This is a genomic window from Streptomyces pseudogriseolus (assembly GCA_002154585.1).
Lineage (GTDB): Bacteria > Actinomycetota > Actinomycetes > Streptomycetales > Streptomycetaceae > Streptomyces > Streptomyces pseudogriseolus.
The window spans coordinates 13645-27922 of the sequence record MUNG01000327.1 but is presented as its reverse complement, the minus strand read 5'-3'; the positions used below and the strand labels follow the sequence as shown (position 1 = coordinate 27922).

Annotated in this window: 12 protein-coding genes; 10 read left to right on the top strand and 2 right to left on the bottom strand. The window is 72.6% G+C overall.

Translation table 11 applies throughout. From position 1 onward, the window contains the following. The 9 genes from CCN29_RS25980 to CCN29_RS25940 all read left to right on the top strand — a co-directional run. Positions 1–853 (top strand): carbohydrate ABC transporter permease (locus CCN29_RS25980; protein WP_086684866.1); only part of this gene is annotated, 853 nt, incomplete at its 5' end. Beyond that, a complete protein-coding gene (locus CCN29_RS25975) occupies positions 850–2019 on the top strand; it encodes a Gfo/Idh/MocA family protein (protein WP_086684863.1) in 1170 nt (389 codons plus the stop codon). The genes CCN29_RS25980 and CCN29_RS25975, both read left to right, overlap by 4 nt. Next, a complete protein-coding gene (locus CCN29_RS25970) occupies positions 2016–2861 on the top strand; it encodes a DUF6807 domain-containing protein (protein ID WP_006132728.1) in 846 nt (281 codons plus the stop codon). Before CCN29_RS25975 ends, CCN29_RS25970 begins: the two co-directional genes overlap by 4 nt. Next, complete coding sequence (locus CCN29_RS25965; protein WP_006132727.1) at positions 2858–4408, top strand: glycoside hydrolase family 43 protein; 1551 nt, start codon at positions 2858–2860, stop codon at positions 4406–4408. The genes CCN29_RS25970 and CCN29_RS25965 overlap by 4 nt, the downstream gene beginning before the upstream one ends. Continuing rightward, positions 4405–5769, top strand: coding sequence for an ABC transporter substrate-binding protein (locus tag CCN29_RS25960; protein WP_006132726.1), 1365 nt, complete (start codon positions 4405–4407; stop codon positions 5767–5769). The genes CCN29_RS25965 and CCN29_RS25960 overlap by 4 nt, the downstream gene beginning before the upstream one ends. A gap of 122 nt (positions 5770–5891) precedes the next feature. Then, the gene (locus CCN29_RS25955) at positions 5892–7217 is read left to right on the top strand and encodes a pectate lyase family protein (RefSeq protein ID WP_031019861.1); all 1326 of its coding nucleotides are present in this window, start codon (positions 5892–5894) and stop codon (positions 7215–7217) included. 89 nt (positions 7218–7306) lie between these two features. Continuing rightward, complete coding sequence (locus CCN29_RS25950; RefSeq protein WP_086684860.1) at positions 7307–8419, top strand: pectinesterase family protein; 1113 nt, start codon at positions 7307–7309, stop codon at positions 8417–8419. Next, on the top strand, positions 8416–9486 hold the full coding sequence (locus CCN29_RS25945) for a dienelactone hydrolase family protein (RefSeq protein WP_006132723.1): 1071 nt from the start codon (positions 8416–8418) through the stop codon (positions 9484–9486). Before CCN29_RS25950 ends, CCN29_RS25945 begins: the two co-directional genes overlap by 4 nt. Positions 9487–9630: 144 nt before the next feature. Continuing rightward, entirely contained in the window at positions 9631–11082 is a 1452-nt protein-coding gene (locus CCN29_RS25940; protein ID WP_086684856.1) for an NCS2 family permease, read from the top strand. Here the strand turns inward: CCN29_RS25940 and CCN29_RS25935 are convergent. Next, complete coding sequence (locus CCN29_RS25935) at positions 11079–11957, bottom strand: SDR family oxidoreductase (protein WP_442538497.1); 879 nt, start codon at positions 11955–11957, stop codon at positions 11079–11081. The two genes, CCN29_RS25940 and CCN29_RS25935, sit on opposite strands and share 4 nt — an antisense overlap. A gap of 62 nt (positions 11958–12019) precedes the next feature. Between CCN29_RS25935 and CCN29_RS25930 the strand changes: the two genes are divergently transcribed. After that, positions 12020–12616, top strand: coding sequence for a TetR/AcrR family transcriptional regulator (locus tag CCN29_RS25930; RefSeq protein ID WP_006132720.1), 597 nt, complete (start codon positions 12020–12022; stop codon positions 12614–12616). A gap of 52 nt (positions 12617–12668) precedes the next feature. Here CCN29_RS25930 and CCN29_RS25925 read toward each other — a convergent pair whose 3' ends face one another. Continuing rightward, positions 12669–14126, bottom strand: a complete 1458-nt coding sequence (locus tag CCN29_RS25925) for a peptidoglycan D,D-transpeptidase FtsI family protein (protein ID WP_086684849.1) — start codon at positions 14124–14126, stop codon at positions 12669–12671. Positions 14127–14278: the final 152 nt, after the last annotated feature.

The following is a 14278-nucleotide window of genomic DNA, read 5'->3' as shown; positions in this document are numbered from 1 at the left end:
GGCCGCCCCCGAGCCGCCCCGGACGGCCAGGAAGCGCCGGGCCTGGGACGAGGCGCCCCGCTGGCAGATCTACCTGCCGCTCGGCATCTACCTCGTCTTCACCCTCATCCCCTTCTACTGGATCCTGCTGTTCGCGCTCCGCCCGGCCGGCTCCACCTCGCTGGTGCCCTGGCCGATGACCGGCGCCCACTTCGAGAAGGTGTGGACCGACCGCGGCTTCGCCACCTTCTTCCAGAACAGCGTCCTGGTCGGTGTCGCCACCCTGCTCATGACCACCCTGGTCGCCCTGGCCGGCGGCTACGCACTCGCCCGGTTCGACTTCAGGCTCAAGCGCGGCTTCATGCTCGCCCTGCTCTGCTCGCAGTTCGTGCCCGGTGCGCTGCTCCTCGTCCCGCTGTTCGAGATCTTCGCCGAGCTGCGGATGATCAACTCGCTCGGCAGCGTCATCCTCGCCGAGACGGTGTTCCAGCTGCCGCTGTCGATGATCCTCATCAGCAACTTCATCAAGAACGTGCCGTACTCCCTGGAGGAGGCCGCCTGGGTCGACGGCTGCGACCGGTTCCGGGCGTTCCGGGTGGTCGTCCTGCCGCTGCTGCGGCCCGGTCTGATCGCCGTCGGCTCCTTCGCCTTCGTCCACTCCTGGAACCACTTCCTGTTCGCCCTGATGTTCCTCAACAACCAGGAGAAGCAGACCATCCCGGTCGGCCTCAACACCCTGATGAGCGCGGACAGTGTCGACCTCGGCGCGCTCGCCGCGGGCGGCATCATCGCGGCCGTCCCCGTCGTGATCGTGTTCGCCTTCATCCAGAAGTGGCTGATCACCGGCTTCAGCGCCGGGGCGGTGAAGGGATGACGCCCCCCGCGCCCGTTCCCGTCGTCCTCGCCGGCGCCCGCGGCCACGGCCGCTGGCACGTGGAGAACATCCGCCGCCTCCAGGCGCAGAACCTGGTCCGGCTCGTGGGGATCTGCGAGCTGACCCCGCTCACCGAGGACGACTTCGGCGGTGAACTCCCCGCGCAGTCATCCGACTTCGGTGCGCTGCTCGACTCCACCGGCGCCCGCGCCGCCGTCATCTGCACCCCCATCCCCACCCACACCCCCCTCGCCCTCGCCGCGGCCGAACGGGGCGTGCACCTGCTGCTGGAGAAGCCGCCGGCGCCCTCGTACGCCGAGTTCCGCCGGATGGCCGACGGGGTCGCCGCGGCCCGGGTGGCCTGCCAGATCGGCTTCCAGTCGCTCGGCTCGCACGCCGTGCCCGCGATCCGCGAGCTGATCGCCGAGGGCGCCGTCGGCCGGGTGACGGGGATCGGCGGGGCCGGCGCCTGGGTCCGCGACGAGGCGTACTTCCGCCGCGCGCCCTGGGCGGGCCGCCGCCGGCTGGACGGCGCCGACGTCGTCGACGGGGCGCTCACCAACCCCCTCGCGCACGCCGTCGCCACCGCCCTCGCCCTCGCCGGGAGCACCCGCGCCGAGGACGTCGCCGGCATCGAGACCGAGCTGCTGCGCGCCAACGACATCGAGTCCGACGACACCTCCTGCGTCCGCGTCACCACCGTCCGGGGCGGCACGGTCACCGTCGCCGCCACCCTGTGCGCGGAGCACGACGGCGAGCCGTACGTCGTCGTGCACGGGACCAGCGGCCGGATCACCTTCTGGTACAAGCAGGACCGCGTCCTGCTCCAGCGCGCCGGCCACGGCCCCGAGGAGCTCCGCTTCGGCCGCACCGACCTGCTGGAGAACCTCCTCGCCCACCTCCACGACGGCACCGGTCTGCTGGTCACCCCCGACGACACCGGCGCCTTCATGCGGGTCGTCGAGGCCGTCCGCACCGCCCCCGACCCGGCCCCGCTGCCCGACGACGCCTGGCACCGCGTCCCCGGCGAGGACCGCCGGGTGGTGCCCGGCGTCGACGCCCTGGTCGCGGCCGCCGCGGACCGCCTGTCCCTCTACTCCGAGCTGGGCGCCCCCTGGGCCCGGCCCGCCCACCACCATCCGCCGAAAGAGGTGAGCCCCCGATGACCGGCAACGACTCCGTGGTGCTGCGCGTCGCCGGACGGCCCGTCGGCCGGTACGTCACCCGGCCCGAACTGCCCGCCCGGCTCTCCCCGCGGCCCTACCTGCACCCCGTCACCACCCTGGCCGGCACGGCGGTCACCGAACTGAGCCCCGCCGACCACACCCACCACCTCGGCGTCGGTGTCGCCGTTCCCGACGTCGAGGGGTTCAACTTCTGGGGCGGACGCACCTACGTCCGCGACCAGGGGCCGACCGAGCTGGACAACCACGGCGCCCAGCGGCACACCGCCTACCACCGGCGCGAGGCCGACGGCTTCACCGAGGAGCTGCGCTGGGTGGCCGCGCCCGGCGAACTGCTCCGCGAGCGGCGCACGGTCACCGCGACCGCCCTCACCGACGGCGCGTGGGCCCTTGACCTCGCCTTCGCCCTCACCAACGTCTCCGGACGCCCGCTGTCCGTCGGCAGCCCCGCCACCAACGGCCGCCCCGGCGCCGCCTACGGGGGCTTCTTCTGGCGGGCCCGCAAGGAGGACGCGGCGCCCGAGGTGTTCACCGAGGCGGCCGACGGCACCGACGCCGTCCACGGACGCACCGCCGACTGGGTCGCCCTGGCCGGCTCCGCCTGGACCCTCGTCTTCGCCGCGGCCACCGAGGCGACCCGCCTCGACCCGTGGTTCGTGCGCGCCGAGGAGTACCCCGGCGTGGGTTCCTCCCTCGCGTACGACGCGCGGCTGCCCGTCCCGCCGGGGGAGACGGTGGAGCGCCGGGTCGTCACCGTCGTCGCCGACGGCCGCCTGGACCGCCGGGAGGCGGCCGCGCTGGCCGCCAAGGCGGTGAGCGCGTGAGCGCCGCCCCCGACGACCCCGTCTACCGCAACCCGGTCCTCGACGCCGACTGGTCCGATCCGGACGTGATCCGCGTCGGCGACGACTTCCACCTCACCGCCTCCAGCTTCGGCCGTGCCCCCGGGCTGCCCCTGCTGCACTCCCGCGACCTGGTCAACTGGACCCTCGTCGGCCACGCCCTGGAACGCCTCGAACCCGAGGGCGAGTTCACCACCCCCCGGCACGACTGCGGGGTGTGGGCCCCCGCCCTGCGCCATCACGACGGACGCTTCTGGATCTTCTGGGGCGACCCCGACCAGGGCGTCTTCCAGGTCAGCGCGCCCGAGTTCCGCGGCCCGTGGACCCCCCCGCACCTGGTCAAGGCCGGCAAAGGGCTGATCGACCCCTGCCCGCTGTGGGACGACGAAACCGGTGAGGCGTACCTCGTCCACGCCTGGGCCAAGTCCCGCTCCGGCGTCAAGAACCGGCTCACCGGCCACCGGATGCACCCGCACGGCACCGAACTCCTGGACGAGGGAAAGGTGATCATCGACGGCGACCGCATCCCCGGCTGGTTCACCCTCGAAGGACCCAAGCTCTACAAGCACGACGGCTGGTACTGGATCCTCGCCCCCGCCGGGGGAGTGGAGACCGGCTGGCAGGGCGCCTTCCGCTCCCGCTCCTTCTTCGGCCCCTACGAGGAGAAGGTGGTCCTGGAGCAGAAGGACACCGACGTCAACGGCCCGCACCAGGGCGGCTGGGTGCGCACCCCGTCAGGCGAGGACTGGTTCCTGCACTTCCAGCAGCGCGGCGCCTACGGCCGGGTCGTCCACCTGCAGCCGATGCGCTGGGACGACGGGGGCTGGCCGGTGATCGGGGACGACGGCGCCCCCGTCGCCGGACACCGCCGCCCGGACCTGCCGCCGCAGCCGCCCGCCGCGCCCGCCACCGACGACGACTTCCCCGGCGGACGCCCCGGCCGCCAGTGGCAGTGGACCGCCAACCCCCGGGACGGCTGGGCCACCCATCACTCCGCCGACGGGCTGCGCCTCACCTGCGTCCGCACCGCCGACGCGCACGACCTGCGCGCCCTGCCGAACGTCCTCACCCAGCGGCTGCCCGGCGCCCCGTGCACCGTCGAGGTGGACCTGCGGCTCGACGACGGCGAACCCGGGGCGCGCGCCGGGCTCGCGGTGCTCGGGGACGCCTACAGCTGGATCGGCCTGGAGCGCGGCCAGGACGGCGCGGTGCGGCTCGTGCACCGGTTCGCCGAGACGGCCGCCGACCACGAACGGGACGCCGCGCCCCCGCGCCCGGCCCCGGACGGCCGGGCCCGGCTGCGCGTCGACATCGGCGCCGGCGCGCGCTGCCGCTTCTCGTACGACACCGGGGACGGCGCCGGGAAGGGCTTCCGCCCCTCCGGTCAGGTCTTCGCCGCGACTCCCTGGCGCTGGGTCGGAGCTCTGCTCGGCCTGGTCGCCCTGGCGCCCACCGGCCAGGGACACGCCGGTACCGCCACGTTCACGCAGTTCAGGATCCGTATCCAGGAGAAGAGAGCCGACCGATGAAGATCAGCATTCTTGGAAGAGACACGGGCAGAGGGCGCCGCGGCAGGACGTCCGCGGCCGTCGCCCTGGGAGCGGTCCTGGCGCTGACCGCCACCGCCTGCGGGGACGACGGCAGCGGCTCGGGCGACGGCGCCGAGGGCAGCGGCACGGGGAAGATCGTCTTCTGGGACAACAACGGCGGTGTCCGCACCGACATCTGGAAGGAGATCATCGCCGACTTCGAGAAGAAGAACCCGGACATCGACGTCGAGTACGTCGGCATCGCGTCCACCGAGTACCAGTCGAAGGTGGACACCGCGATCCAGGGCGGCGGCCTGCCGGACGTGGGCGGCATCAGCGCGTCGATGCTCGCGGGCTTCGCCGCCCAGGGCGCGCTGGAGCCGCTGGACGAGCGGCTGGAGGGCTCGTCCCTGAACGGCAAGCTGAACAAGGACATGATCGAGTCGCTGCGGGCGGCCGGCGGCGGGGACGACCAGCTGTACTCCGTGCCCACCTCCGCCAACAACGGCGTCCTGTACTACCGCACCGACATGTTCGAGAAGGCCGGCCTGGAGGAGCCGACCACCTGGGACCGCTTCTTCGAGGCCGCGGAGAAGCTCACCGACAAGGGCAGCAACCGCTTCGGTTACACCATCCGCGGCGGAGCCGGCTCCATCGCCCAGGCCCTCGACGCCATGTACGGGCAGTCCGGCATCACCTCGTTCTGGGACTCCACCGGCAAGAAGACCACGGTCAACGACCCGCGGAACGTCAAGGCGCTGGAGCGGTACGCGGCGCTGTTCAAGAAGGTCACGCCCGCCGCCGACCTCAACAACGACTTCACCAAGATGGTCGCGCAGTGGGACTCCGGCGAGATCGGGATGCTCAACCACAACCTCGGCTCGTACCAGGACCATGTGAAGGCGCTGGGCACGGAGAAGTTCCGGGGCATCCCGCAGCCGGTCGGCCCCGACGGCAAGCGGGTGCAGGTCTCCAACCCGGTCGACGGCATCGGCCTGTTCAAGAGCTCCAAGAACAAGGACGCGGCCTGGAAGTTCATCGAGTTCGCGACCTCCGCGCAGTCGAACTCCAAGTTCAACGAGTCGGCGGGGCAGGTGCCGGCGCACGCGGACGCGGCGAAGGACGCGTGGATCGCGAAGGCGGAGCCGACGAAGCTGGCGGCGCAGGCGCTGTCGGACGGGTCCACGACCATCGTGCAGTTGCCGTACTACCTGCCGGACTGGAACACCGTCTCGAAGGCGGACAACGAGCCGAACTTCCAGAAGGTGCTGTTGGGGGACATGACGGCCAAGGCCTTCCTGGACGGGCTGGCCGAGCAGTTGAACGAGGCTCAGGCCGAGTGGGACGAGCAGATGGGCTGATCCCGGTTCGGGGGCGGTCCGTCGTTCTTCGGCTGCGGGCCGTCCCCGGCTGGGCGCGCAGTTCCCCGCGCCCCTCACGGGGCGCACCACCCCCGCCGGATCATGAACAGGAGAGCCGCATCATGGATAGATCAAAATGGCATGGGCATGCTAGGCGAGTCGGTGTGCCGGCCGGCTGTGCCGCCCTCGTGCTGGCCCTGACCGGTACCGCCGCGCAGGCCCACACCCCCGCGCACCACGACCCCGCCCGCCGCACTCTGCCCGCGGGCGACGGCTGGGCCTCCTACGGCACGGGCACCACCGGAGGCGCCGCCGCCGACGCCGCGCGCGTGCGCACTGTGACCGACTGGGCCCAGTTCACCGCCGCCCTCGCGGAGGGCGGGGACGCCCCGAGGATCATCAAGGTGAAGGGCGTCGTCGACGCCGTCGCCGACGGCTGCGACGCGCTCGCCGTCCCCGGCTACGACTTCGGCGCCTACCTGGAGACGTACGCCCCCGACACGTGGGGCCTGGAGCGGGACCTCACCGGCGAGCCCGACGACAGCCCCGAGGGGCTGCGCCGCGCCTCCGCCGCCCGTCAGGACGCGGAGATCAAGGTGAACGTCCCCTCCGACACCACGATCATCGGCGTCGGACGCGGCGCCGCGATCAAGGGCGCGAGCCTCCAGATCAAGGACGTGGACAACGTCATCGTCCGCAACCTCACCCTGGAAAGCCCCGTCGACTGCTTCCCGCAGTGGGACCCCACCGACGGCGACCGCGGCAACTGGAACAGCGAGTACGACACCGTCGTCGTGCACGGATCGACCCATGTGTGGCTGGACCACAACACGTTCACCGACGGCGCGCACCCCGACAGCGCGGCCCCCACCCACTTCGGCATGCTCTACCAGCAGCACGACGGCGAGCTGGACATCGTCAAGGGCGCGAACTACGTCACCGCCTCCTGGAACGTCTTCACCGAGCACGACAAGACGATCCTCGTCGGCAACAGCGACAGCGAGTCCACCGCCGTGGGCGACCGGGGCAAGCTGAAGGCGACCTTCCACCACAACCTGTTCACGGACCTCACCGAGCGCACCCCGCGCGTCCGGTTCGGGCAGGTCGACGTCTACAACAACCACTTCGTGGCCGGCTCCGGGTACGGCTACAGCTTCGGCGTCGGCAAGGAGTCCCAGCTCGTCGCCGAGCACAACGCGTTCACCCTGCCCCGGGGCGTCAGCCCGGCGAAGGTCCTCAAGCGCTGGAACGACGCCCCGCTCACCGCCCGGCACAACCTGGTCAACGGCCGGCCGGTCGACCTGATCGCCGTGCACAACGCGGAGATCCCCGAGGAGACCCTGCGCTCCGGCGCCGGCTGGACGCCCGCTCTGCGCACCTCCGTGCACCCCGCGTGGGCCGTGCCCGCCCTGGTCGCCCTCGGCGCGGGCGCCGGCCGCGCCCGCTGACCCGCGCGCCGTCCGAGGCCGCCGGTGCGGTCCGCCCCCACTGCGGACCGCACCGGCTCACCCCACGCGTCCCCACAAGGAGCCCTCGTATGCCCTCGCACCTGTCCCGGAGGAACGTCCTGCTGGCCGGCGCCGCGGCCGGCTCCGCCCTCGCCCTGGCCGCCGCACCCGCCCACGCGCACCGCCCGCCGCCCCGCCCCTTCGGCCGGTACGGCTCGCCGTCCGCGCGGCTCACCCCCGCCACGCTGTACGTCCACCCGCGCGGCGCCGGTGACTTCACGAGCCTCCAGGCCGCCGTCGACGCCGCCACCGGCACCGGGCGCACACTCGTCGTCGCCCCCGGCGTCTACCGCGAGACCGTCTCCGTCCCCGCCGACCGCACCGGCATGACCTGGCTCGGCGCCTCCGAGGACCCGCGTGACGTGGTCGTCGTGTACGACAACGCCGCCGGCACCCCCAGGCCCGACGGCTCCGGCACCTACGGCACCTCCGGGTCGGCCACCACCACCCTGCGCCCCGACGGTTTCACCGCCCGCCGGATCACCTTCGCCAACGACTGGCTGCGCGCCGACCACCCCGGCGTCAGCGGCACCCAGGCCGTCGCCGTCAAGGTCACGGGCGATCGCAGCGCGTTCTTCGACTGCCGGTTCCTCGGCCACCAGGACACCCTCTACGCCGACACGGCGTCCCTGGACACCGTGGCCCGCCAGTACTTCGCGCACTGCTACGCCGAGGGCGACGTCGACTTCGTCTTCGGCCGGGCCACGGCGGTGTTCGAGGACTGCGACTTCCGCACACTGACCCGTCCCGACCTGACCTCCGCCCCGTTCGGCTTCCTCTTCGCGCCCTCCACCGCCGTCACCACCCCGCGCGGCTTCCTGGTCACCAGGAGCAGGATCACCAGCGAGGCCCCCGACGGCTACTACAAGCTGGCCCGCCCCTGGGTGCCCAGCTCCGACCCGACCGCGCGCCCCATGCTCACCGTCCGCGACACCCGCCTCGGCCCCGGCATCGACGCCGTCGCGCCCTACACGAACATGGCGAGCGGACACCCCTGGCAGGACCAGCGGTTCGCCGAGTACCGCAACACCGGACCCGGCGCCGTGATCACCGTCCCGGCCAACCGGCCCCAGCTCACCCCCGCCCAGGCCGCCGCGCACACCCGCCAGGCCTGGCTCGGCGACTGGCGGCCCCGGGCATGACCTCCCCGCCCGGACCGCCCGGCCTGCTCGACGCGCTCAGGGACGACCTGACGTTCCCGCTCGCCTGGGGGACCTCACCCGTCCGCGACCCCGCGCGCTGGCGCCGGGCGGCCCGGGCCGCGGTGGAGGAGGCGCTCCTCGTCCCCGCCGAACCCGCCCTGCCCTACGACCCCGTGCACGTCCCCGGACCCGAAGGGGACGGCTACGCGCGCGAGTCGGTGACCGTCACCCTCACCCGCCGCACCCGCGCCCGCGGCGTCCTGCTCACCCCGCACGGCACCGGACCCTTCCCCGCCGTGCTGCTGCTCCACGACCACGGCTCCCGCTTCGACATCGGCAAGGAGAAGTGCGTCCGCCCCTGGTACGACGACACCCGGCTCGCCTCCGCCGAGGAGTGGGCCGGGCGCCACTTCGACGGCCGCTTCCCCGGTGACGAACTCGCCCGCCGCGGCCATGTCGTGCTCTGTCTCGACGCCCTCGGCTGGGGCGAACGCGGCCCACTCGCGTACGAGGACCAGCAGGCGCTCGCGAGCACCCTCTACCAGCTGGGCTCCTCCCTGGCCGGACTGCACGCCCGCGAGGACCAGCGCGCCGCCGCCTTCCTCGCGGGGCTGGACCGGGTGGACGCCCGCCGGGTCGCCGCCGCCGGCTGGTCCATGGGCGGCTACCGCGCCTGGCAGGCCGCGGCGTTGAGCGACCACGTCACCGCCGCGGCGAGCGTCTGCTGGATGACCGGGCTGAAGCAGCTGATGGTGCCCGGGAACAACACCCTGCGCGGCCAGTCGGCGTTCCACATGCTGCACCCCGGACTCGCCCGCCACCTCGACCTTCCCGACGTGGCGGGCATCGCAGCGCCCAAGCCGATGCTGTTCCTCCACGGCGGACGCGACCCCCACTTCCCCGCCGACGGCGTTCGGGCCGCATACGACCGGCTGCGCACCGTCTGGCGGGCCTGGGGCGCCGAGGAACGGCTGCGGCTGAGGGTCCGGCCCGAGCACGGGCACACCTTCGACTCCCCGACGCAGGACGAGATGTACGCCTGGATGGACGCCGTGCTCCACGCCTGACCCCCCGTGCGAGGGTCCGGACCGTGTCCGGCCGGCCGGTATGCCAATCCGTCACACGAAGCACACCGGAACGACGTACGGCACAGGCACAATCCAGCCAGCGTTCCCCAGATCATCATCTCCCGCTCATCGAGGAGCAGTTGCATGTCCGAGGCGCAGAAGACGGCCCGTGGGCAGGACGCCGGGCCGTCCACGGTGACGGGTGTCGACCGGTTCTTCCGGATCACCGAACGGGGCTCGACGTTCGGCCGGGAGATACGCGGCGGCTTCGCCACCTTCTTCACAATGGCCTACATCCTCGTGCTCAACCCGCTCATCCTGGGCAGTGCCAAGGACAAGTCCGGTGAGCAGCTCGACCCGGTGCAGCTCACCACCGCCACCGCCCTGGTGGCCGCCGTGATGACGATCGTCATGGGCGTCGGCGGCAACCTGCCGCTCGCCCTGGCCGCCGGCCTCGGCCTCAACGCGGTCGTCGCCTTCCAGCTCGCCCCGCTGATGAGCTGGGACGACGCGATGGGCCTGATCGTGCTGGAGGGCCTGCTCATCTGCGTCCTGGTGGTGACAGGGCTGCGCGAGGCGGTCATGCACGCCATCCCGCAGCAGCTGAAGCAGGCCATCAGCGTCGGCATCGGCCTGTTCATCGCCCTGATCGGCTTCGTCGACGCCGGGTTCGTCACCCGCATCCCCGACGCCGCCAACACCACCGTGCCGGTCCAGCTCGGCAGCACCGGCACCCTCGCCGGCTGGCCGATGCTGGTGTTCTGCCTGGGCGTGCTGCTCACCATCGCCCTGCTCGCCCGCAAGGTGCGCGGCGCGATCCTCGTCAGCATCGTCACCATGACCGTCGTCGCGCTCGTCGTCAACGCGCTCGCCGACGTCACCACCTGGGGGCTGACCACCCCGGAGTGGCCCGACCAGGTCGTGGACGCCCCCGACTTCGGTCTCCTCGGCCAGTTCAGTCTGTTCGGGGCGTTCGGCCAGGTCGGCGTGGTCACCGTCGTGCTGCTGGTGTTCACCCTGATCCTGTCCGACTTCTTCGACACCATGGGCACCGTCGTCGGCGTCAGCGCCGAGGCGGGCCTGCTGGACGAGGACGGCAAGGTGCCCGGCCTCGGCAGGGTCCTGCTGATCGACGGCGCCGCGGCCGTCGCGGGCGGCGCCGCCTCCGCCTCCTCGGCGACCTCCTACATCGAGTCGGCGGCCGGCGTCGGCGAGGGCGCCCGCACCGGCTTCGCCAACCTGGTCACCGGCTCGCTGTTCGGGCTCGCGCTGTTCCTCACCCCGCTGCTCACCATCGTCCCGCTCCAGGCCGCCGCGCCCGCCCTGGTCGCCGTCGGCTTTCTGATGATGACGCAGGTCAAGCACATCGACTGGGACCGCTACGAGATCGCCGTCCCGGCGTTCCTCACCATCGCCGTGATGCCGTTCACCTACTCCATCACCAACGGCATCGGCGCCGGCTTCCTCGCCTACGTCCTCATCAAGACGGTGCTGGGCCGCGCCAAGGAGGTCCACTGGCTGCTGTGGGGCGCCTCGGCGCTGTTCCTGGTGTACTTCGCCATCGACCCGATCGAGCAGCTCCTGGGCGTGGGCTAGGACGCCGCCGGCCGGAACGCGGCGGCGTGGTCGGCGGCCCAGCGACGGAACGTCCGCGCCTCACCGAGGAGGTCGGCCACCGCGGTGGTCACGTGGGCGGGCCGTCCGACCGCCGCGTTCCACGCGCCGAGCAGCATGTCCACCACCGCGCCGGGCGCGCTGCCCTCCGACACGCGGCGGAACTCCTCTGGAGTGATCTCCTCGAAGGGAACCGGGAGGCCCAGGGCCTCCCCCACGGCCCGCACCTGCGCGGCCTGGGTCATCGACTCGGGGCCGGTGAGCACATGGTCGCCTCCGGCGAGGTCAGGGTCGTACAGCGCGCGCGCCGCGACGTCAGCGACGTCCCGGTCGTCGACCGGCGCCGTCTCGGCGGTCCCGTAGGGCCACCGGACGGCCTGGCCGGCGCGGATCGCGGGTGCCCACCAGGCCAGCGCGTTCGACGCGAGCATGCCGGGCCGGAGAACTGTCGCCTCCGGCCCGGCCGCCGCGATCAGCCGTTCGATGTGCGCGTGCAGATCCGCCATGGGGTTGGGCTGCTGGAAGAAGGGGTGCGGCGTCCGGTGCGGGGAGGAGAGGAGGACGACGCGCCGTACGCGGGCCGCCAGGCGTGCGACGACCGCCGCCGCGGAGTCGGGCGGAGCCGTCCAGACGAGGAAGACGGCACCCGCGTCCGTCAGCGCCGGATCCAGGGACTCGGGCTCGGTGAGGTCGCCGGTGAAAACCTCGGCCCGCGCGGGAAGCGTCGCCGCCGCGTCCGGGCGGCGGACGAGGGCACGGACCGGCAAGCCCGCGTCGAGCAGCCGGTCGACGATCAGACGGCCGATCCGGCCCGTCGCCCCGGTCACCAGCACGGCAGGAGTGTTCGTGAAATGCATGCCGCCATGAAAACGTTACTCGGTTAAAAAAGCAACCGAGTAAGAAATGTTACGGTGAGCGCATGTACGAGCCGACGGGACTGCGTGCCCGCAAGAAGCAGCGGACGCACGACGCGATCGCCGACGCGGCCGTCTCGCTGTTCCTGGAGCACGGCTTCGACCGCGTCTCGGTGAACGACATCGCCGCGGCGGCCGAGATCTCCAAGCCGACCCTCTTCCGGTACTTCCCCACCAAGGAAGACCTGGTGCTGCACCGGTTCAAGGACCACCAGGGCGAGGCCGCACGGGTCGTCCGCGACCGCGCTCCCGGCGTGGAGCCGATGACGGCACTGCATCGGCACTTCCGGGCCGGACTCGACCGGCGCGACCCCGTCACCGGCCTCAACGACCACCCCGAGGTGGTCGCCTTCCACCGGCTGGTGTTCGGCACCCCGAGCCTCGCCGGACGCCTCGCGCGGTACCGGCTGGAGGACGAGGAGGCACTGGCGGACGCCCTCGGCGAGGGGATCGAGGCGCGCCTGCGGGCCGCCCAGACGCTCGCCGTTCTCCAGGTCCTCGCCCGCGCCAACTGGCAGCGGATCGCCGGCGGCCGGACCGCGGGGGACGTCCACCCCGAGGCGGTGGCCGACGCCGACCTCGCGTTCGGCCGGCTCCGCTGACGCGCACGGGCCGCCCCCGGCAGTCGGAGGGCGGCCCGGCGCTGTGCGGAGGTCAGTCCTGCAGCGCGGCCTTCATGGTCTCCCGCGCGATCGGGGCCGCCAGCCCGTTGCCGCTGACCTCCGAACGCTCCGCGTCCGACTGCTCCACCAGCACCGCCACGGCCACCTTCTTGCCGTTCGAGTCCGACTCCGCGTACGAGGTGAACCAGGCGTACGGCGTCTTGCTGTTGTTCTCGCCGTGCTGCGCCGTGCCGGTCTTGCCGCCCACCGTGGCGCCGGGCAGCTGCGCGTTGGTGCCCGTGCCCGCGTCCACCACCGTCTGCATCGCCGACCGCAGCTGCTCGGCGGTCGAGGAGCTGACGATCCGCCGCGTGGAGGCGTCCTCGTCGTGGTCCTCCAGCACGTCGCCGCCGCTGTCGGTCACCCGGGACACCATGTGCGGCGACACCAGCTCGCCGTCGTTCGCGAGCGCCGCCGACACCATCGCGATCTGCAGCGGCGTCGCCGTCACGTCGAACTGGCCGATGCCGCTGAGCGCGGTCTGCGCCTCGTCCATGTCCGAGGGGTACACGCTGGCGTAGGCGCGCACCGGGACGTCCTGCTTCTCGTCGTTGAAGCCGAACTTCTCCGCCATGTCACGCACCTTGTCCTGCCCCAGGTCGACGGCCATCTTGCCGAAGACGTTGTTGCAGGAGTACTGCAGCGCCACCCGGATCGACGCGTTCTCGCAGGGCGCGGACGGGTTCTCGTTGGTGAGGTCCTTCGACGAGTCCGGGAGCGGGTAGGGGTCGGGGCTGTCGGTCCGCTCGTCCACCGAGGAGTACAGCCCGTCCTCCAGCGCGGCCGCCGCCACCACCAGCTTGAACGTCGAGCCGGGCGGCAGCGGCTGGCGCAGCGCCCGGTTGGTCAGCGGCTTGTCCGGGTCCTCGTTCAGCCGCGTCCACGCCTCGCCGGCGGTGTTGGCGTCGGTCAGCTCGGCCGGGTCGTACGACGGGGTGGACACGGCGGCGAGGATCCGGCCGGTCTCCGGGTCGATGGCGACCGCGGCGCCCTTCTTGTCGCCGAGCGCCTGGTACGCCGCCTTCTGCACGGCCGGGTCGACGGTCGTCACCACGTCGCCCGGGGCCGCCCGCCCGTTGGTCACCGTGTCCGTCACCGTCTTCAGCCGGGGGTCGGTGCCGTTGAGCACGTCCGCGTAGATGCCCTCGAGCTGGGTCGGCGCGTAGGCCTGCGAGGCGTAGCCGGTCACCGCCGCGTACAGCGGACCGTCCGTGTAGGTGCGCTTGTACGCGAGGTCGCTCCCCTTCGTCCGCGCCGAGCCGGTGATCCTCTCACCGCCCACGACGATGTTCCCGAGCGGCTCCGCGTACGTCTCGATCGCGTTGCGCCGGTTGTCCTTGTCGTCCGCCAGTGCCCGGCCCTCGTAGAACTGCACCCAGGTCGCCCGCACCAGAAGGGCGAACACCAAGAGCAGGGTGAAGACGGAGGCACGCCTGATCGTCCTGTTCATCGCGTGGGGACAGACGAGCGGAGGGGGGTGGGACGTTCCCGTCCGGCCGGATTCTCATCGGGTGTTCATACAGCCCCCCGGCGTGAGGCCGCTCACGCGGGCGCGGGTCGGTGAGGGCTTGGCGCGCGGTTCCCCGCGCCCCGGGGGAGCTG